This window comes from Aromatoleum toluolicum (assembly GCF_012911005.2).
In the GTDB taxonomy this organism is placed as follows: domain Bacteria; phylum Pseudomonadota; class Gammaproteobacteria; order Burkholderiales; family Rhodocyclaceae; genus Aromatoleum; species Aromatoleum toluolicum.
This window is the reverse complement of record NZ_WTVS01000004.1, coordinates 51530-70920: the sequence shown is the minus strand read 5'-3', so window position 1 is coordinate 70920 and position 19391 is coordinate 51530. Positions and strand designations below refer to the sequence as shown.

The 19391-nt window shown below is 65.7% G+C and carries 16 protein-coding genes; 13 read left to right on the top strand and 3 right to left on the bottom strand.

What is annotated here, in order from left to right; translation table 11 throughout:
• Positions 1-47: 47 nt before the first annotated feature.
• A complete protein-coding gene (gene fdhD / locus GPA27_RS03150; RefSeq protein WP_169137755.1) occupies positions 48-938 on the bottom strand; it encodes a formate dehydrogenase accessory sulfurtransferase FdhD in 891 nt (296 codons plus the stop codon).
• Between the two features lie 304 nt (positions 939-1242).
• On the opposite strand from fdhD, the gene GPA27_RS03145 reads away from it, so the two are divergent.
• From GPA27_RS03145 to GPA27_RS03085, 13 genes are all read left to right on the top strand, one after another.
• Positions 1243-3009, top strand: coding sequence for an FAD-dependent oxidoreductase (locus GPA27_RS03145; protein WP_211164809.1), 1767 nt, complete (start codon positions 1243-1245; stop codon positions 3007-3009).
• Between the two features lie 3 nt (positions 3010-3012).
• Positions 3013-3402: a hypothetical protein gene (locus GPA27_RS03140; RefSeq protein ID WP_169137753.1), complete on the top strand. Its 390-nt coding sequence runs from the start codon at positions 3013-3015 to the stop codon at positions 3400-3402.
• 10 nt (positions 3403-3412) lie between these two features.
• Positions 3413-4144, top strand: coding sequence for an SDR family NAD(P)-dependent oxidoreductase (locus tag GPA27_RS03135; protein WP_169137751.1), 732 nt, complete (start codon positions 3413-3415; stop codon positions 4142-4144).
• Positions 4145-4246: 102 nt separating this feature from the next.
• On the top strand, positions 4247-4696 hold the full coding sequence (locus GPA27_RS03130) for a nuclear transport factor 2 family protein (protein ID WP_169137749.1): 450 nt from the start codon (positions 4247-4249) through the stop codon (positions 4694-4696).
• 113 nt (positions 4697-4809) lie between these two features.
• The gene (locus tag GPA27_RS03125) at positions 4810-5868 is read left to right on the top strand and encodes an NADP-dependent oxidoreductase (RefSeq protein ID WP_169137747.1); all 1059 of its coding nucleotides are present in this window, start codon (positions 4810-4812) and stop codon (positions 5866-5868) included.
• A gap of 418 nt (positions 5869-6286) precedes the next feature.
• Positions 6287-7960, top strand: coding sequence for a DUF1302 domain-containing protein (locus GPA27_RS03120; protein ID WP_256222756.1), 1674 nt, complete (start codon positions 6287-6289; stop codon positions 7958-7960).
• Between the two features lie 22 nt (positions 7961-7982).
• Complete coding sequence (locus GPA27_RS03115; RefSeq protein WP_169137743.1) at positions 7983-9359, top strand: DUF1329 domain-containing protein; 1377 nt, start codon at positions 7983-7985, stop codon at positions 9357-9359.
• Between the two features lie 84 nt (positions 9360-9443).
• Positions 9444-10508, top strand: coding sequence for a WD40/YVTN/BNR-like repeat-containing protein (locus tag GPA27_RS03110; protein WP_169137741.1), 1065 nt, complete (start codon positions 9444-9446; stop codon positions 10506-10508).
• 66 nt (positions 10509-10574) lie between these two features.
• On the top strand, positions 10575-13028 hold the full coding sequence (locus GPA27_RS03105) for an efflux RND transporter permease subunit (protein ID WP_169137739.1): 2454 nt from the start codon (positions 10575-10577) through the stop codon (positions 13026-13028).
• Positions 13029-13155: 127 nt separating this feature from the next.
• A complete protein-coding gene (locus GPA27_RS03100) occupies positions 13156-14904 on the top strand; it encodes an FAD-dependent oxidoreductase (protein WP_169137737.1) in 1749 nt (582 codons plus the stop codon).
• Entirely contained in the window at positions 14901-15284 is a 384-nt protein-coding gene (locus tag GPA27_RS03095) for a hypothetical protein (RefSeq protein WP_169137735.1), read from the top strand. The genes GPA27_RS03100 and GPA27_RS03095 overlap by 4 nt, the downstream gene beginning before the upstream one ends.
• A 25-nt stretch (positions 15285-15309) precedes the next feature.
• Positions 15310-16068 (top strand): glucose 1-dehydrogenase, encoded by a 759-nt coding sequence (locus GPA27_RS03090; protein ID WP_169137733.1) that lies wholly within the window; start codon positions 15310-15312, stop codon positions 16066-16068.
• A 46-nt stretch (positions 16069-16114) separates the two neighbouring features.
• Positions 16115-16360, top strand: coding sequence for a YfhL family 4Fe-4S dicluster ferredoxin (locus GPA27_RS03085; protein WP_169137731.1), 246 nt, complete (start codon positions 16115-16117; stop codon positions 16358-16360).
• Between the two features lie 70 nt (positions 16361-16430).
• On the opposite strand, the gene GPA27_RS03080 is transcribed toward GPA27_RS03085, so the two are convergent.
• Both GPA27_RS03080 and GPA27_RS03075 read right to left on the bottom strand, forming a co-directional pair.
• A complete protein-coding gene (locus GPA27_RS03080) occupies positions 16431-17453 on the bottom strand; it encodes a 2-oxoacid:ferredoxin oxidoreductase subunit beta (RefSeq protein ID WP_169137729.1) in 1023 nt (340 codons plus the stop codon).
• Positions 17454-17463: 10 nt separating this feature from the next.
• Positions 17464-19344 carry a 2-oxoacid:acceptor oxidoreductase subunit alpha gene (locus GPA27_RS03075; RefSeq protein ID WP_246260917.1) on the bottom strand — a complete coding sequence of 627 codons (1881 nt, stop codon included), beginning with the start codon at positions 19342-19344 and terminating at the stop codon, positions 17464-17466.
• Positions 19345-19391: the final 47 nt, after the last annotated feature.

The window sequence follows — 19391 nt, the reverse complement described above, 5'->3', positions numbered from 1 at the left end:
CGCAGGAGCGGTGCGGACCTCCGGCGGCAGCCGGAGGCCCGCGCGCTTCAGTCGATGATGCGTTGCGGATGCGCGTAGACCATCGCGCGGTCGTCACGGACAAAGCCGCACAGCGTGAGGCCGTGGCGCTGCGCCAGGTCGATTGCGAGGGATGAGGGCGCGGAGATCGCGGCCAGCACCTCGAGTCCCGCGCGCACCGCCTTCGCGGCCATCTCGTAGCTCACACGGCTCGAGATGAAGGCCCCGCAGCCGGCGAAACTCTGCCCGCTGAGGAGGTGGCGGCCGATCACCTTGTCGAGCGCGTTGTGCCGGCCCAGATCCTCGGCCACCGCGAGCAGTTGCAGGTCGGGCCCGAAGAGGGTCGCGCCGTGCGTCCCGCCGGTGGCGCCGAAGACGCGCTGGCGGTCCTGCATCCCGGTGCGGATGGTCGCGAGATCGGCTATCCGCAGCCTCAGGCTGCCGATGGGCGGAACCGTGCAGGTCACGCCGTTGAAGAGCTGTTCGCGCCCGCCGCATACCCCGCAGGAGCTGTTCACGACGACATTGCGACGACGCACGTTGGCCTCGTCGGGATGCGCCAGGCGCAGGTTAACGACGTCCGGACGCTCGTGACAGATCCACATCGCCGCGATGTCGGACAGGGTGTCGATGATCCCCTCGGTGAAGGCGAAGCCCGCGGCCAATGCGAGCGCCTCCGGGATGTCGCCGTCCGCGAGTACGCCGTCCTGGGCCGTGTAACCAACGTCGCCGGGGGGGGCGTCGGTCGGCGTCCACATCAACGAATAGGCGCCGATGCCCTCCACCTCGATGGTCAGCACATCCTCGCGCACGACCTGACATTCCGGAATCGTGCGCCGGCCGCCTTCCCCCGAATGGTACTCGGCAGGCGCCGGCGTGACGCCGAATGGACGCGGAAGGTGATCTCGCGGGACGTTCATGGGCTCGACTCCAGCGCAAAAAATTTGGTGCGTCAATCGCAGCCGGCATGAGGGCGGCTGGTTCGACTCAGCTTATCACTAAAAGTCGACCGACTGGTCGGGCGTGCGTGATTTTTTTTGTCCGGAGGAATTCGCTGGTCGAAGAAATGCGGGAAAACTTCATTGACAACCGACCGGACGGTCGGTACCGTTGCCCCACTCTGCGCGGTCCCATGAGCGCGCAGATTTGCACCGGTAACGCAGGAAGTCCCGCAGGCCGCGCAGGGCTCGTCAATGTCGGGACTCTACAAGAACAGGAGGAGTGATGACAATGAAGGAGTTGGGCCACGATCCGTCCAGGCGGCGTCTGCTGACCAATGCCGGACGCAGTGTCGGCGCTGCGGCCATGCTCGGGCTGGGCGTCGGCCAGGCGTCCGCGGCGTCGGGTGTGAAATGGGCACGCGAGGTCGACGTGGTGTGCGTGGGCAGCGGCGCCGCCGCGCTCACCGCAGCGGTGACTGCCGCAAACGCGGGCAGCCAGGTGCTGGTCCTGGAGAAGGGGCCGATCACCGGCGGGACGACGCGCAAGTCCGGCGGCGTATTCTGGATCCCGAATCATTACGCCCTGCGCGAACACGGCATCGACGACCGCAAGGAGGACTGCCTCCGTTACCTGTGCCGGATCTCGTATCCCGAGCGCTACCGTCCGGACAGCCCCACGCTGGGTCTCGACCAGGATGCCTACGCGTTGCTGGAAGCGTTCTACGACAACGGCTACAAGGCGGTCGACCTCATGCGCAGCCGCGGTGCGTTGCGTATCGCGCAGTTCAACATGTGGCAGCTCAACCGTCCGGCGCCGGATTACCAGGACCATCTTCCCGAGGACAAGACCGCGCAGGGGCGGTCGCTGGGCGTGCTGAAGGCGGACGGCAGCAACGGCGGTGGCACCGATTACATCGAGCAGCTCGAAGCCTACCTGAAGAAGCAGGGCGTCGAGATCCTGACCGATCACCGGGTGCAGAAGCTGATCCTGAACGCCCGCCAGGAAGTGGTCGGCGTCGAAGTCGAGACCGAAGATGGCGTGGTGCAGATCCGCGCGCGCAAGGGCGTCGTCTTCGGCACCGGCGGTTACGCGCACGACCTCGATTACGTGCGCCTCTATCAGCGTACCTTCCTGTACGGCTCCTGCGCGACGCCCTATGCGACCGGCGACTTCATCACCGTCGCGGGTGCCGCCGGGGCGCGTCTGGGTAACCTCGGCTCGGCGTGGCGCAGCCAGGCGCTCATCGAGGAGTGCATGGAGAACCGTTCGCTCGCGCGTTGCGTCGATATGCCGCCGGGCGATTCGATGTTCATGGTCAACAAGTACGGCGTGCGGGTCGTCAACGAGAAGCGCAACTACAACGACCGCACCGAGGCGCACCTGACCTTCGACCCGAACAACGGCGAGTTCCCGAACCAGCTGCTGTTCATCATCTACGACCAGCGCACGGCCGAGCTCTACGCGGGTGCCCATCCGCTGCCGGCCACGCCGACCGGCGCGAGCTACGTGATCCATGGCGGCACCCTCGACGAACTTGCGACTAACATCGGCGCGCGGCTCGAGCGCATCCGCGCGCATATCGGCACGGCGAAGCTGGCGCCGGATTTCGCGACCAACCTGAAGCAGACCTTTGAGCGTTTCAACGGTTACGCCAAGCGCGGCGTCGATCCGGACTTCCATCGTGGCAAGGCCGAATACGATCGCGCGTGGGCGCTGTTCTTCCAGCCGGCGAACGCGAACACGCGCTGGCCGGTGAAGACGGGGCTGCCCAATCCGGCCATGCATCCGCTGCAGGCGAAAGGTCCGTATTACGCGCTGATCGTCGGAGCCGGGGCGCTCGACACCAATGGCGGACCGGTGGTCGACGCCCGTGCGCGGGTCGTCCATTCCAGCGGCAAACCGATTCCGGGGCTCTTCGGGGCCGGTAACTGCATCGCAAGTCCGTCGCGGGAAGCCTATTTCGGCGCCGGCGGCACGATCGGACCGGCGATGGCCTTCGGTTACATCGCCGGCACGAATGCGGCGGCGGAACCGGTCAAGGAACTGTAGCCGATGCGTCGCCAAGTGATGGTCGGCGTGTTGTGCGGTAGCGCGCTCGCCGGGATGGCGCAGGCCGGGGACGTCCAGTTCGCGCGCGACGTCGTGCCGATCTTCAAGACCAGCTGCGTGATGTGTCACCTGCCCGGCAACGGGCCGGCGGGGCTGGCGCTGCATCCGAAAGGCGGGTACGCGAATCTGGTGGGGGTGGCTTCAACCCAGAGCCCGCTGCTGCGGGTCGACCCCGGCAAGCCGGACGAGAGTTACCTGTATCGCAAGCTCGTCGGCACGCACGCCGAAGCCGGCGGCAGCGGGGAAAGGATGCCCTTCGGCGACATGCAGTTGGGCGAGGAACAGATCGACGTCATCCGTCGCTGGATCGCGGACGGCGCGAAGGCTGAATAAGGAGGGTGCGATGCAATTGGATGATCTGAAGGACAAGGTGGTGGTGGTTACCGGCGGCAATTCCGGGATGGGGCGTGCGATGGCGGTCGGATTCGCGGCGCAGGGCGCCCGGGTCGTGGTCGGGGATCGCGCGGTCGAGCCGGAGCCGTTCAACAACGCGGCTATCGTGTATCACCAGTGCGACGTGTCGAAGCCGCAGGACGTGCAGGAGCTCGTCGGGGTCGCGACTTCGCGTTTCGGCCGGCTCGACGTCCTCGTCAATAACGCCGGGATCAACGGCCCGCTGATGCCGCTCGCGGAATTGCCGGACGAGGCCATCGACGCGGTTCTCGGCGTGAATTTGAAGGGGACGCTGTACGGCCTGAAGTACGGCTTGCAGGCGATGGTCGGGCAGGGCGCGGGGGTGATCATCAACATTGCGTCGGTGCAGGGCCTGCGGCCGATCTATGCCGGTGCGTCGATCTACTCCGCGAGCAAGGCGGCGGTGGTGTCGCTGACGCGTTCGGCTGCGCACGAATACGGGCAGTACGGCATTCGCGTGATCGGGGTCGCGCCCGGTCCGATCGACACGCCGATGCTGCGCGCGGCGGACGCCACGATGAGCATTGTCAATTCCGTGCCCTTGCACCGCATCGGTACGCCGCAGGAGCTGGCGAACGCGGTGCTGTGGCTCGCGAGCGATGCGGCCTCCTACGTGTCGGGCTGCGTGCTGACGGTCGACGGCGCCTTCCTGGCGGCATGACGGCATCGGCTCCGGTCGGGGCGATGCGCCGATCGGACGCCTTCCATTGCAGGACTTGAAGCCAATCGGGAGCGCACTGTGACGAGAAGTGTCGAGGAGCGGTTGCAGCAGCTGGAAGATGTCAGGGAAATCAACGAACTCAAGGCCCATTACTGCAATGCGGTCGATTGCGGGTGGGATGGCTTGACGCAGGACGGCGATCGGATGGCTGAGCTGTTCGTGCCGGATGGGGCGTGGGAAGCCGTGCCCTCGTTCCGGCTCGACGGGCGCGAGGCGATTCGCGAATTCTTCAACTCGAATCCGTTTCCGTTCGGGTTTCACGGCGTCACCAACCCGCTGATCAAGATCGAGGGCGATTTCGCGACCGGGCAGTGGCACATGCTCTGCCCCTGCGAGAACGCCGAGAAGGAGCCAATCTGGTTTGGCGGCATCTACACCGACGAGTTCGTCCGGACCCCGGACGGGTGGCGATTCAAGCGCGTGGCGGTGAGCTCGGCCTTTACGAGCAAGCACCCGCAGGGGTGGGAACGCAGTCAGGCCGGTGCCAAGTAATGCGGCAAGCAATAAGGTGATGGCAAGTTGACTGCTGCGCGGTCGCTCCCTCCCCTTGAAGGGGGAGGAACAAGGTGCCCGAGCAGAATTCATATAACAGAGGAGACGACAGCATGGCGGGTATCACCAACTATCAGTGGATTCTGCAAGAGCGTCCGGAGGGGCGGGTCAAGCGCTCCGATTTCGAGTTCCGCAGGTCCGAGCTTCGTCCCGTTGAGGCCGGGGAATGTCTCGTGAAGGTGTTGTACATGGCCATGGATCCGGCCACACGCGGCTGGATGTCGGCGAGCGGCGGCTACCTGGAGCCCCTGCCGCTGGACGGGCCGGTGATGGGCGTCACGATCGGCAAGGTGGTCGAGTCGCGCAATCCGCAGATCGAAACCGGCACGGTTGTGGCGGGCGTCGGGCAGTGGGCGAAGTACATGATCGTCGGGCCGGAGCAGATCTCCCCGGTGCGCACGGGCTCGCTCGGTGTGCTCGCGCCGATGGACGTCTCGACCGGCTTCGAGTTGCCCATGTACCTGCACGCGATGGGCACGAGTGGCGGGACGGCCCACCGCGGCCTGTTCGACATCGCCGGGATGAAGGTCGGGGACAAGGTGCTGGTGAGCGGTGCGGCAGGCAGCGTCGGCTCGCTGGTCGCGCAGATGGCGCGGCTGAAGGGGGCGGCGAAGGTGGTCGGCATCGCCGGCGGGGCGGAGAAGTGTGCCACCGTCGTGCGCGATTACGGCTGCGACGCGTGCATCGACTACCGTGCGACTGACAATCTGAGCGCGGCCATCGCGCGCGAGTTTCCGAACGGGCTCGACGTGTTTTTCGACAACGTCGGCGGCGACATCCTCGAGGCGGCGATCGACAACCTGGCCAAGGGGGCGCGGATCGCCGTCAGTGGGATGGTGTCGCAGTACAACAACAGCGAACCCGTGCCGGGGCCAAGGAATCTGTGGAACCTGGTCGTGAATACGGCCCGCATCGAAGGCTTCCTGGTGGGCGATTATTTCGGCACACCCGCGAGCGAAGCGGCCTACCGCGAGATCGCCGCGTGGCTTAAGGAAGGCAAGCTGAACGCGCGGCTCGATGTACGCGAGGACTTCGAAAATACGCCGGACGTCTTCAATCAGCTCTTCAGCGGTGGCAACAACGGCCGCCTGGTCATGAAGGTGCCGGACTAAGGGGCCTCGGGTTCGCCGCGGCGGATCGGACGTCGCCCTGGGGCCGTCGTTTTGGCCCCCATATGGTCGGGTGCGGGCCTTCGGGTGCGCACCCGCCACGCTTCTTTTTTCCCTGAAACACCCCGTCCCGCAAGGGTTTCAGGTACATCGAAAATAGTTCGAAAGATATTCTTGACACCCGACCGGTCGGTCGATATTCTACTTTCGAACGCGGTCACTCAAGTATCGATAAGTGTCAGTCCACCTGGGTGGTGCGGAATCCCCAAGAAGGCGGGTAAGTCTTCGCAAGGCATCGACCGGCCGGTTGGACTGGTCCGCGCGACACCTGCATCCTCGGTTCGCGACGCAAAGCCGGCAAGAGACTTCAAGAGTTGTTGGTTGATAAAGAATGAAGCGCAGCTCAAAGGAGGAGTTGAAAGTGAAGCGAAATCGCAAATACCGGATTATTCCGCGGCGGATCGCGCAAGGGGTAGCCGCCGCGGCCCTGTGCAGTGGCGCTGCACATGCGTTCGAAATTCCGACCGGAAACGAAAATCTCAACGTTCGCTGGGACAACACCGTCAAGTACAACGCGGGTTGGCGGATTGACGAGCGTGATCGCAAGCTCGGCGACTCGTGGGGCATGCAGGGGGGCGAGCACCGGTTCGATCAGGGAGAGATGGTCACCAATCGTGTCGACCTGCTGTCCGAATTCGACTTCATCTACAACAAGAACCATGGCTTCCGCATTTCAGGTGCGGCCTGGTACGACGCCGCCTACGATCGCGATGTCGACGGCAATCCGGCCTATCAGCGTGCAGGTCTGGGTACCGCCTTTCCGCGCAATCGCCTGACCGACTCCGTGGCGCGCCCGTACACCAGCTCGGGCGAGATTCTCGATGCCTTCGTGTTCGGGCGCCTGGAAGTGGGCGGGCGGCCGATCGACATGAAGGCCGGTCGGCACACGGTGTATTGGGGCGAATCGCTGTTCTCGCCGATCCATGGCGTTTCGTATTCGCAGGGGCCGGTCGATTTTCGCAAGGCCCTCGCGACGCCGGGTTCCGAGGCGAAGGAGCTATTCCTGCCGCTCAATCAGCTTTCGTTCGCGGCGCAGGTAACGGACAAGCTGTCGATCGCCGGTCAGTACTTCCTCGAGTGGAAGCCCTATCGCCTGGCCGAAGGCAGCACCTACTTCAACACCTTCGATCCGCTCTTCCAGCGCGGCACCAACTTCCTCGGCATTCCGTACCACGGCAACCTGAAGTCCGGGCCGCACGAGATTCCGGATGACACCGGCAGCTGGGGCGTCAATGCCAAGCTGGCAACCGAGCTGGGGACGTTCGGCGTCTATTACCGCAGGTTCGACGACAAGATTCCGGCGGTGCTGAGCACCGGGGGAACCTTCGGCGAGCTGCACAATGCCTACGCCGAAGACGTCAAGCTGATCGGTCTGAGCATGTCCACGCTGGTCGGCGGTACGGCAATCGGTGCGGAAATCGTGCATCGCAAGGACACCGCGCTGAACACTGCCTTCGGTTCGCCCGAAATCGCACGCGGCGACACCTGGCATGCGCTGGCGAATGCGATCGCGTACATCGGCAAGACCGCGCTGTTCGATTCCGCGACCCTTCTGGGGGAAGTTACCTACAGTCGGCTCGCCAGCCTCGACAGCAAGACAAAGGCCTTCTATGCCGGCGTCGGTCACGCGTGTGCCGACTCGTTCGGCGGTCGCGGCGGCAGGGACGACGGGTGCTCGACGCGTGACGCGTGGGGCTTCGGCGTGACCTTCACGCCGACCTGGTTCGCCGTCCTGCCGCAAACCGACCTCACGATGCCGATCCACTTCGATACCGGCATCAAAGGCAACTCGCCTGTACCGGCGGGCGGCAACGAGGGCAATGGCAGCTGGAGCATCGGTCTGGGCTTCGACTATCAGGCCAAGTACAAGCTCGACATTGCCTACACTGACTACTTCGGTGACTACAACAAGGGCCCCAACCCGCTCGCCTTCGTGCCCGGCATCAGCCCGGTCGTGATGGGTACGGCCAGCGGCGGCATGGCGCCCCTGCATGACCGCGGCTGGTTGTCCGTGACCTTCAAGACGACCTTCTGAGAATCGACAGGAGATATAGGAAATGATCCACCGCACCAAGATTACCCTCGCGGCCCTGATCGTCGCCGCCTACGCTGGCGGCGCTATTGCCGCCGTGACCGCCGAAGAGGCGAAGAAGCTCGGTACCACGCTGCTGCCGTGGGGCGCCGAGAAGGCTGGCAACAAGGAAGGCACGATTCCCGAGTGGACCGGCCCCGTGAAGGCCGCGAACTACGATCCGAAGGTCCCCGGCGCGCGGCCGGATCCGTTCGCGAACGAGAAGCCGGTGCTCTCGATCGACGGCAAGAACGTGGACAAGTACGCGGACAAGCTGGGCGAGGGCGTCAAGGCGATGCTGAAGAAGTATCCTAGCTACCGCATCGACGTCTATCCGACCCACCGCACCGCGAACTATCCGAAGTTCTTCCTGGACAACGCGGTCAAGAACGCCACCGCCTGCAAGACGACGGACAACGAGCTGAAGATCGACGGTTGCTACGCTGGCACGCCGTTCCCGATTCCGAAGACCGGCAACGAGGTGATGTGGAACCGGCTGCTCAAGTACGACAACCACGTGACGGATGTGAAGGGGCTGGTGAGCTTCCTGGTCGATCCGCAAGGCAACGTCACGATCGCGGGTCTGTACGACTTCACGTCCTATTACCCGATCTTCGATCCGAAGAAGACGGGGGTCATCGCCGCGAAGGATCCGTACGAGAAGATCCGCATCGACTACTGGAACCCGGCGCGCAAGGCGGGCGAGAAGCTCGTCATCCACGACAACGTCGACATGGTGAGCATCGGTCGGCAGGCGTGGTCGTATCTGCCGGGCCAGCGGCGCGTGAAACTGTCGCCCGACGTCGCCTACGACACCCCCAGCCCGACCGGCGGTACGGCAGCGGTGGTCGACGACTCGGCGGTGTTCTACGGTGCGCTCGATCGCTTCGACTTCAAGCTGGTCGGGAAGAAGGAGATGTACATCCCGTACAACGCTTACAAGGCACGCGACCTCAAGCAGTGCCCGCCGGAAACGATCAACAAGAAGCTCCATCTCAATCCGGACTGCGTGCGCTGGGAGTTGCACCGCGTCTGGGTGGTCGAGGCGACCGTCAAGCCGGGCCAGCGTCACATGTACCCGAAGCGTACCTTCTACTGGGACGAGGATCTGCCGGGCGTCGGTCTGGCGGACAGCTACGACGCGGCGGGGCAACTGTACCGGACGGTGCATTCGATTCCGGTCACGTTCTACGAGGCCGAAGGCCAAGGGCATGGCACGGACCCGTTCGTGGTGTATGACCTGTCGAACGGCTACTACACGAACCAGATGTACTCGACCGATCCGAAGGGCTGGGAGGTCGTGGCACCGCACCCCGAGCACTTCTACTCGCCGGAGGCGCTGGCCGGCTCTGGCGTGAGGTAAACCGGATCCGGTGGGACTGGTGGGGCCGTGGCTTGCCCACGGCTTCACCATCACCTTGTTGTGCGAAATTGGAGATTGCGTTTCATGGGTAACCGTCGCACTTTCATCCTGCAGGTCCTGGGGGCGGCAGCCGCGGCTGCGACGCCGGGGTGGGCAAAGGCCTTCGTGCATCCGCTCGACGAGCCGGCGATGCGAAACCGCCTCGCCGCGCGCTCCACGCTGCTCGCGGTGACCGGCGCCGGTCAGCGAATGGTGGCCGTGGGCTACCGCGGGCTGGTGGTGTATTCCGACGACGAGGGGCGCACCTGGACCCAGGCAAGCGTCCCGGTCAGCACCGACCTGGTCGCTGTGACGTTCGCGACGGACAAACTGGGCTGGGCGGTGGGGCACGGCGGGGTCGTGTTGCACACCACCGATGGTGGCGCCAAGTGGGTGAAGCAGTTCGACGGCCGACAGGCGGCGCAAGTAGCCGTCGAGACATTCGAGCGGAGGCTCGCGGAAGGGCCGGCGATCGAGCGCCTGCTCGCCGAGGAGCGCTCGTTCGTCGACGGCGGCGGAACGCAGCCCTTCCTCGGGTTGTACTTCGAGAACGAGCGCGTCGGCTACGTGGTGGGCACCTTCAACCGCATCTTCCGCACCGAAGACGGCGGGAGCACATGGGTGCCATGGATGGATCGGACCGACAACCCCGACGGCCTGCACTTCAATGCGATCGCCGGTCGCGGCGGCAACGTCTATCTTGCCGGCGAGCAGGGCATGGTCTGGCGGCTCGACGCCGCGAGCGGACGCTTCGTGCGCGCGCCGACCGGATACAGCGGCACGCTCTTCGGCCTCCTGCCAATCTCGTCGACGACCGTGCTTGCGTACGGCATGCGCGGCAGCGTCTATCGCAGTACCGATGCGGGCGCCGCGTGGCAGCGGACAGCGATGTCGTCGCTTGCCGGGGTCACCAACGGTGCGCTTCTGCCCGACGGGGCGGTGGTGCTCGTGACTCAGGCGGGCGGCATGGAAATCAGTCGGGACCACGGGCGTTCCTTCACGCCGCTCAAGCCGAAGACGCCGATGTCCTACTACGGGGTGTTCCCCGGGCCTGCCGGCCAGTTGATCCTGGCCGGTGCCGAGGGCATGCGGAGCGAGACGGTGCGCTAGACACCGGTCACAGACAATCAGAACCAGGCGAGCCAGGCAATGGCACAGCACCGGGAGCGAGGAGACATGAACGAGCGGCACGTACTGCAGGTGATATCGGACCCCAAGGATTTCGACGACCGGTCGGGCAACATCGTCGAGCGCCTGATCTTCAACAACCGGCTGGTGCTGGTCGCGGTGTGCGTGCTGCTGACCGCATTCTTCGGCTTCCAGATGCGCGGACTGGTGGTCAATGCGAGCTTCGACAAGATGCTTCCGCAGAGCCATCCCTACATTCAGAACTACATCGAGAACCGCGGCGAGTTGCGCGGCCTGGGCGATTCGGTGCGCGTGGTCATCGAGAACCCCAACGGCGACATCTTCGATCCCGCGTTTCTCGCGACCTTCGCGAAAATAAACGACGAGATCCTGGTCCTGCCCGGTGTCGACCGCGCATGGATGAAGTCGATCTTCACGCCGGTGGTGCGCTGGATCGAGGTCACCGAGGAAGGCTTCAAGGGCGGGCCGGTGCTGCCCACGGACTACAACGGCAGCGCCAAGTCCATCGAGGATCTGCGGATCAACGTCGGGCGTGCCGGCGTCACCGGCAGCCTCGTTTCCAACGACCTGCACTCGAGCATGATCGTCGTGCCCCTTATGCCGACTGACGGCGCCGGCAATTCGCTCGACTACAATAAGCTGTCGACGGCACTCGAGAACATCCGCTCTAAGTACGCGACGAATTCCGGCGAAGGGGCGCCGGTGCGCATGTACATCATCGGCTTCGCGAAGATGGCGGGCGACCTCATCGACGGCCTCCAGAAGGTCATGACCTTCTTCCTGCTCGCGGCGGCAGTGGCGGCCTTCATCATCTACCTCTTCACGCGCTGCGTGCGCAGCACGGTACTGGTGCTGGCGTGCTCGCTGGTGGCCGTGGTCTGGCAATTGGGCAGCCTCGTGGTCCTCGGGCAAGGGCTGGACCCGTTCTCGATCCTCGTGCCCTTCCTCGTCTTCGCGATCGGCGTGAGTCACGGCGCGCAGAAGATGAACGGCATCATGCAGGACGTGGGCCGCGGCACGCATAAATGGGTGGCCGCCCGCTACACCTTCCGCCGGTTGTTCATCGCCGGGGTGACGGCGCTGCTCGCCGACGTGGTCGGTTTCGCGGTGCTGATGATCATCGACATCCCCGTCATCCGCGAGCTCGCGATGACTGCAAGCCTCGGTGTCGGCGTGCTGATCTTTACCAACCTGATCCTGTTGCCGGTGCTGTTGTCGTATGTCGGGGTCAGCCCTGCCGCAGCCAAGCGCAGCCTCGCCGAGGAGACGGAAGAAGTGAAAGGACGCGGCCTGGGCAAGGTGTGGCTGCTTCTGGACCACTTCACCGAGCGCCGCTGGGCGACCGCAGCCATCGTGGTGAGCATCGCGATGGCGGTCGGCGGTTATGTCGTCGCGCTCGACCTGAAGGTCGGCGATCTCGATGCCGGCGCCCCCGAGCTGCGCCCGGATTCGCGCTATAACCGCGACAACGCGTTCATCACCGGCAACTACCAGATCTCCAGCGATGTGTTCGCGGTGATGGTGAAGACCGCGCCCGAGGGTTGCCGCGACTGGCAGACCATCACCGAGATCGACCGGCTGAGCGCGACGCTCGAACAGGTGCCGGGCGTGCAGCGCGCGAGTTCGCTCGCCGACACGATGCGCGCCTACATCGGCGGATCGACGGAAGGCAATCCGAAGTGGCTGACCATTCCGGACAACCAGTCGATCGTCGATGGACAGATCAACAACGCGATCTCGTGGAACTCGGAGTTCCTCAACACGATGTGCTCGCTGAGTCCGGTGCTCGCCTACCTGACCGACCACAAGGCCGAAACCCTGGACGAAGTGGTCAAGGTCGCGAGCGCATTCGCCGAGAAGCACAACAACGGCGACCGCAAGTTCCTGCTTGCGGCCGGCAGCTCCGGCATCGACGCGGCGACCAACATCGTCGTCGCGGAGGCCAACCGCACGATGCTGATCTACGTCTATGCATCGGTCATCGTACTGTGCGCGATCGCGTTCCGCAGCTGGCGCGCGGTGGTCGTGGCGGTGCTGCCGCTGATCCTGACCTCCGTACTGGCCGAGGCGTTGATGGTCAAGCTCGGTATCGGCGTGAAGGTCGCGACGCTGCCGGTGGTGGCCTTGGGCGTCGGCATCGGGGTGGACTACGCGCTGTATCTCCTCTCTGTGCAGCTCGCGCAGCAGCGGCTGGGCTTCTCGCTCGGCCAGGCGTACCAGCGCGCGGTAGCCTTCACTGGCAAGGTCGTTGCGCTGGTCGGCGTGACGCTCGCCGCCGGTGTGGTGACCTGGGCCTGGTCGCCGATCAAGTTCCAGGCCGACATGGGAATCCTGCTGACCTTCATGTTCCTGTGGAACATGCTCGGCGCGCTGATCCTGATCCCCGCGCTGTCGCACTTCCTGCTGCAGGGTGAAACCCGCCGCGGCACCGTCAAGCCGGACGAGGCCACCCTGCCGGAGGAGGCGCTGGCCGAAGTCTGAGCCGGTGCCCGCTGCCGGACCCCGCAACGCGGGGCCGGCATCCCCGCTTGTGTCGATCGACTCCCGCACCCTGCGGACCGCGGGCCGGTCTTCCCTTTGCGCATAAGAAGGATGGAAGGAGACGAGAATGGGCAGTTCCGAACCAAAATCGATGGGGCGGCGCGAGGCCCTCATCCGCGGCGGCGCCGCGCTCGGCGGGCTCGCGACGCTGGGCGTGACGGCCCGCGCCGAGGCCGCGCCGGCGAAGCTCAAGTGGGACCATGAGGCCGACGTCGTGTGCATCGGTTCCGGCGCCGCGGCCTGCTCGGCCGCCGTGACCGCAGTGAGCCGCGGCGCGCGCGTGATCGTCGTCGAGAAGCTGCCGCTGACCGGCGGCACGACGAGCAAATCGGGTGGGGTCGCGTGGATCCCGAACAACGTCTTCCTCCGTCAGCGTGGTATCCAGGACGAGAAGGCCGACTGCCTGCGCTACATGGCGCGTTATTCATCTCCGCGCGACTATGTGCCCGACAGCCCGACCCTGGGCCTGCCGCCGGAGGACTACCGCCGCCTCGAGGCCTACTACGACAACGCCTCGCCGGCGGTCGAGCATCTGGAGAAGGTCGGCGCGGTGCGCTTCCAGGAATTCAAGCTGCCGAACATCGACCGCATCGCGACCGACTACGCCGATCACCTCCCCGAGAACAAGGTGCCGCGCGGGCGCGCCCTCGAATCGACGGGCGGCCTGCCGCTGCAGGGCGGCCGCACGCTCGCCAACGGGATGATCGACTGGCTGCGCGGCAAGGGCGCGCCGGTGCTCGTCGAGCACGCGGTGACGCGTGTGATCAAGGATGGCGACCGCGTCGTCGGCGTCGAGGCCTTGCACGGGGATCGCACCGTCCGCATCCGCGCCCGCCGCGGCGTCGTCTTCGGCACCGGCGGCTACGCCCACGGCGTAGACTTGATCAAGCGCTACCAGCCCGGGCTCTACGGTTCCTGTGCGACGCTGGGCTCGACCGGCGACTTCATCGCCATCGCCGAAGAGGCCGGTGCCCGTATGGGCGTGCTCTCGAACGCCTTCCGCACCCAGGTCGTGCTGGAGGAGGCGATCGCGAACCGCGCGCTGGCGATGTGTGCGTTCCAAATCCCGGGCGATTCGATGGTGGTCGTGAACCGCCTCGGCAAGCGCGTCGTCAACGAGAAGCTCAACTACCAGGATCGCACCCCTTCGCACTTCATTTGGGAGGCCGTGGGCAAGGAATTTCCCGCCTACGTGCAGTTCATGGTCTTCGACGAGCGCTCGATGGACGCCTTCGGCGGTGCCTTCCCGATCCCCGCCGACCGCCGCAACTCGCGCTTCGTGATCCAGGGGGCGGGCTTCGAGGAGCTCGCCGAGGCGATCCAGACCCGCCTCGCGAAGATCGCCGCGCACACCGGGGGCGTGCGCCTCGCACCGGATTTCGCCGCGACCCTCAGGGACACCGTGGGCCGCTTCAACGGCTTCGCGCGCGCCGGGCGCGACCTCGACTTCGATCGCGGGCGGACGGCCTACGACGTGGACTGGCACGAGATGTCCTCGCCGCTGCGTGCCGGCACTGCGCAACCGCGCAACCCGATGCCCAACCTGACGATGCACCCGATCGCCGACACCGGACCGTACTACGCGGTGATCCTCGGCCCGGGGGCGCTCGATACCTGCAGCGGCCCGATGGTGAACGAGCACGCGCAGGTCCTCGATGCGCGCGGCAAGCCGATCCCCGGCCTCTACGGTGCGGGCAACTGCATCAGCGCCCCGACGCGGGCGGCGTACTTCGGGGCCGGTGCGACCATCGGCCCGGCGCTCACTTTCGGCTACCTCGCCGCGCTGCACGCCGTGGCGGGCGGGGGCAAGGCATGAAGTCCGTCGTCGCGCTGCTGGCTGTCGCCTTGCCGGCGGTCGCCGTCGCCGCGGACGCGGTGAGCTTCGAACGCGATATCGTGCCCGTGCTGCGCGACAATTGCGCAAGCTGCCATCTGACCGGGCAGGAGCCGGGCGGTATGAAGCTGCATCCGGGCGGCGCCTATGCGTCGCTCGTGAATGTGCCTTCGGTCGAAAGCCGCCTGGCGCGCGTGAAGCCGGGCCAGCCCGACGAGAGCTACCTGATGCACAAGCTCGACGGGACGCATCTCGACGTCGAAGGGCAGGGCGAGCGCATGCCCTTCGGCTTTCCGCAACTGTCCGACGAGATCCGCGCGCGCGTGCGCGCGTGGATCGCCGCCGGAGCGCGCAAGAACTAGCAGGGACAACAAGGAGGAGACTGCCATGACTGCACAATTCGACCAGAAGGTCGTTCTGATCACCGGCGCCGGGACGGGCATCGGGCGTGCCACCGCGCTCGCCTTCGCGCGCGAGGGCGCGCGCGTTGCGGTGGCCGACATCTCGGCTGCCGAAGGCGAGCAGACCGTCGCCCAGATTCGCGCCGCCGGAGGCACGGCGGACTTCCACCGCGTCGACGTCACGAGGGCCGCCGATGTCGAGCAGCTGGTCGCGAACGTCGTCGCGCGCTGGGGCCGGCTCGACATCCTGCACAACAACGCCGGCATCACCAACGAGAACGCCCTGACCGCCGAGACCACCGAGGCCGACTTCGACCGCGTCATCGCGGTGAACCTGAAGGGCGTGTGGCTCGGCATGAAATACGCGATCAACCAGATGCTGGCGCAGGGCGGCGGAGTCGTGATCAACACCGCCTCGGCGCTGAGCCACCGCGTCCTGCCTGGTTCCTCGGCCTACATCGCCAGCAAGCACGGCGTCGCCGGCCTCACGAAAACGGCCGCGGTGGAATACGGCGGCAAGAACATCCGCATCAACGCAGTCTGCCCCGGGGTCATCCGCACGCCGCTGCTCATGAACCTGCCCAACGCCGCCGAACTGGAACAGAGCCTCGTCGCGCTGCACCCGATCGGGCGCCTCGGCACGGTCGAGGACGTCGCGAACTGCGTGCTGTGGCTGGCCTCGGAGCAGGCCGGCTTCGTGCATGGTTCGCTGATCTCGGTCGATGGCGGCTGGGTCGCACAGTAACGCTCTCGGCGTCGTTGTTGTTTAATCGGAAAAGGAGTGGCAAGACATGGCACTGATGATCACGGACGACTGCATTTCGTGTGACGTGTGCGAGCCGGAATGTCCGAATGGCGCGATCGCGCAGGGCGACGATTACTATCAGATCGACGCAGCCAAGTGCACCGAATGCGTCGGGCATCATGATGAGTCGCAGTGCGTGGCGGTATGTCCGGTCGACTGCATCGTCGCTGATCCCGCGCATGTGGAGACGCGCGATCAGCTCATGGAGAAGTTCGCCAGCCTGACGGCCTGAGGAGGACTTTCCGCCCGGCGGAAGTCGGGCGGGCGGACGAGAAGGGGGATGGCCAGTGGCCATCCCCCTTTCAGTTCACGACCCAGGTGTCGCCGCTGTTGAAGAGCCGTTCGAGCGTTCCGTCGCCTTTCTTCGCGCGGGCGTCGGCGGCGAGCTCGGCATTGAGCTCGTCATAGGAGGGGGCCTCCACAGCGCGGAACACGCCCATCGGCACCGGCAACGGGGCCGCGAACTGCGACAGGAAGAAGGCCAGGCCGCCGTTTGCGGCCGCTTCGTCATGGACGAGCAAGTCCGCTTCGGTGATGCCGTTTTCGCCGACCGTGACCACCTCGGGTTCGAAGCCGCGCATGCGGATGCCCTTGCTACCGTCCTTGCCGAAGCGCAGCGGCTTGCCCTGTTCGAGCAGGATGCGGGCGTCGGCGCGAGTCTGTTTGCCGCTGATGTCGTCGTAGGCACCGTCGTTGAAGACGATGCAGTTCTGCAGCACCTCGACGAAGGCGGTGCCGGGGTGTTCGGCGGCGCGTTTGAGGGTCTGCTGCAGATGCTGCAAGTCGCTGTCGATGGTGCGGGCGACGAAGGTCGCACCGGCGCCGAGCGCCACCGAGATCGGGCTGAAGGGGCGGTCGATGCTGCCGTGCGGGGTGGTCTTGGTCTTCTTGCCGAATTCGGAGGTCGGCGAGTATTGCCCCTTGGTCAGGCCGTAGATGCGGTTGTTGAGCAGGATGATCTTGAGGCCGATATTGCGCCGCATCGCGTGGATGAAGTGGTTGCCGCCGATCGCGAGCGAATCGCCGTCGCCCGACACCACCCACACCGACAGCTCCGGGCGCGCGAGCTTCAAGCCGCTCGCGATGGCCGGCGCGCGGCCGTGGATGCTGTGCATGCCGTAGGTTTCCATGTAGTACGGAAACCGGCTCGAGCAGCCGATGCCGGAGATGAAGGCGAAATTCTCGCGCGGGATGCCCAGGGTCGGCAGTAGCTTCTGCATCTGCGCGAGCAGGGCGTAGTCGCCGCAGCCGGGGCACCAGCGCACGTCCTGGTCGGATTCGAAGTCCTTCTTGGTCAGGGGCTTGAGTTCGGTCAATTGGTTCATGGTCGGTTCCTCAGCACAGCTCCAGGATGCGGTCGCGGATCTCGGAGACTTTGAACATCTTTCCCTGCACCTTTGACATCACGACGACATCGCGCAGATAGCGTTCGCGCAGCAGCCGGGAGAGCTGGCCGAGATTGAGTTCGGGGACGAGTACGGTCTTGTAGCGGGACAGGATTTCGCCCAGATCGTCGGGCAGGGGATTGAGGTGGCGCAGATGCACGTGCGCGACCGACTTGCCTGCGAGTTCCGCCTGTTCGCGGGCCTGCACGATTGAGCCATAGGTGCTGCCCCAGCCGACGATCAGCAGGTCGCCCGACAACGGGCCTTCCACCGTGAGCGGCGGGATGTCCTGCGCGACGCCGGCGACCTTCGCGGCGCGCACCTCGACCATGCGCTGGTGATTGTTCGGGTCGTGCGAGATGTTGCCGGTGAGGAAATCCTTTTCCAGACCGCCGACGCGATGCTCCATGCCCGGCGTGCCGGGCCGCACCCACGCGCGGGCGAGATGCTCGTCGCGGGCGTAGGGCTGGAAGCCGTCCGGGTTGGTGCGGAAGTTCACTTCGAGCGGCGGCAGGCTCGCCGGATCGGGAATGCGCCACGGTTCGGTGGCGTTGCCGATGCCCCCGTCGGACAGGAAGATCACGGGCGTCATGTACTTGACCGCGATGCGGAAGGCCTCGATCGCGCAGTCGAAACAGTCGGCCGGCGAGCGCGCGGCGATGACCGGGATCGGACATTCGCCGTTGCGGCCGTACACCGCCTGCAAGAGGTCGGACTGCTCGACCTTCGTTGGCAAACCAGTCGACGGACCGCCACGCTGCACGTTGGTGATCACCAGCGGCAGTTCGAGCATCACGGCGAGGCCCAGCGCTTCGGTCTTCAACGCCATGCCGGGGCCGGACGTGGTGGTCAGGCCGAGCACGCCGCCGTAGGCCGCGCCGATCGCCGAGCAGATGCCGGCGATCTCGTCCTCGGCCTGGAAGGTGGTGACGTTGTAGTGCTTGAGCCCCGAGAGCTCGTGCAGGATGTCGGTGGCCGGCGTGATCGGGTAGGAGCCGAGGAAGAGCGGCACCTTGGCGAGCTCGGAGGCGGCGACGAAACCGAGGGCGGCGGCATGGTTGCCGGTGAGGCTGCGATATGTGCCGGGCGTGATGTCGGCCGCGCGCACCTGATAGGTGCTGACGAACATCTCGGCCGACTCGGCATAGGCATGGCCGGCACGCAGTGCGATGACATTCGCTTCGGCGATGTCGGGGTTCTTCGCAAACTTGGCGCGGATGTCCTCTTCCTCGGACTCCAGCGGTCGGCCGTAGAGGCACAGCATCAGGCCCAGCGCATAGTAGTTCTTGCAGCGCCCGACTTCCTTCCTCGACAGGCCGGTGTGCTGCAGGGCCTGCGTCGTGAATTCCGCGATGTCGATGGCGTAGAGGCGGAAATCGGCGAGGCTGCCGTCTTCCAGCGGACTGGTCTGATAGCCCGCCTTCTGCAGGTTGCCGTCGGTGAAGGCCCCGCTGTTCGCGATGATGATGCCGCCGTGCTTGAGGTCCGGGAGGTTGGTCTTCAACGCGGCGGGGTTCATCGCGACGAGTACGTCCGGCGCGTCGCCCGAGGTGAACACCTGGCCGGACGAGAACTGGATCTGGTAGCCCGACACGCCGAACAGCGTGCCGGTCGGGGCTCGGATCTCGGACGGGTAGTCGGGGTGGGTGGCGAAGTCGTGGCCGGCGCGGGCGATCGACTTCGAGAATTCGTTGCCGGTGAGCTGCATGCCGTCACCGGAATCGCCGACGAAGCGGATCACGACACTCCGGATTTCTTCGACAGGGCGGGGCTGCGACATGCGCGGCGTGCGGATCGTGGCGTCTTCCACGACAAGTGTTCGGGTATCCATGCGAGATGCCTAATAGCGGACTGGGGGAACCGGGGCACAGGCGGCGA

Bases quoted from the DNA above. Each gene is read 5' to 3' on its own strand.
- GPA27_RS03145 (WP_211164809.1), top strand. From the start codon at position 1,243: ATGACAATGAAGGAGTTGGGCCACGATCCGTCCAGGCGGCGTCTGCTG.
- GPA27_RS03080 (WP_169137729.1), bottom strand. From the start codon at position 17,453: ATGAACCAATTGACCGAACTCAAGCCCCTGACCAAGAAGGACTTCGAA.
- GPA27_RS03110 (WP_169137741.1), top strand. From the start codon at position 9,444: ATGGGTAACCGTCGCACTTTCATCCTGCAGGTCCTGGGGGCGGCAGCC.
- GPA27_RS03140 (WP_169137753.1), top strand. From the start codon at position 3,013: ATGCGTCGCCAAGTGATGGTCGGCGTGTTGTGCGGTAGCGCGCTCGCC.
- GPA27_RS03100 (WP_169137737.1), top strand. From the start codon at position 13,156: ATGGGCAGTTCCGAACCAAAATCGATGGGGCGGCGCGAGGCCCTCATC.
- GPA27_RS03075 (WP_246260917.1), bottom strand. From the start codon at position 19,344: ATGGATACCCGAACACTTGTCGTGGAAGACGCCACGATCCGCACGCCG.
- GPA27_RS03115 (WP_169137743.1), top strand. From the start codon at position 7,983: ATGATCCACCGCACCAAGATTACCCTCGCGGCCCTGATCGTCGCCGCC.
- fdhD (WP_169137755.1), bottom strand. From the start codon at position 938: ATGAACGTCCCGCGAGATCACCTTCCGCGTCCATTCGGCGTCACGCCG.
- GPA27_RS03085 (WP_169137731.1), top strand. From the start codon at position 16,115: ATGGCACTGATGATCACGGACGACTGCATTTCGTGTGACGTGTGCGAG.
- GPA27_RS03125 (WP_169137747.1), top strand. From the start codon at position 4,810: ATGGCGGGTATCACCAACTATCAGTGGATTCTGCAAGAGCGTCCGGAG.
- GPA27_RS03105 (WP_169137739.1), top strand. From the start codon at position 10,575: ATGAACGAGCGGCACGTACTGCAGGTGATATCGGACCCCAAGGATTTC.
- GPA27_RS03135 (WP_169137751.1), top strand. From the start codon at position 3,413: ATGCAATTGGATGATCTGAAGGACAAGGTGGTGGTGGTTACCGGCGGC.
- GPA27_RS03090 (WP_169137733.1), top strand. From the start codon at position 15,310: ATGACTGCACAATTCGACCAGAAGGTCGTTCTGATCACCGGCGCCGGG.
- GPA27_RS03095 (WP_169137735.1), top strand. From the start codon at position 14,901: ATGAAGTCCGTCGTCGCGCTGCTGGCTGTCGCCTTGCCGGCGGTCGCC.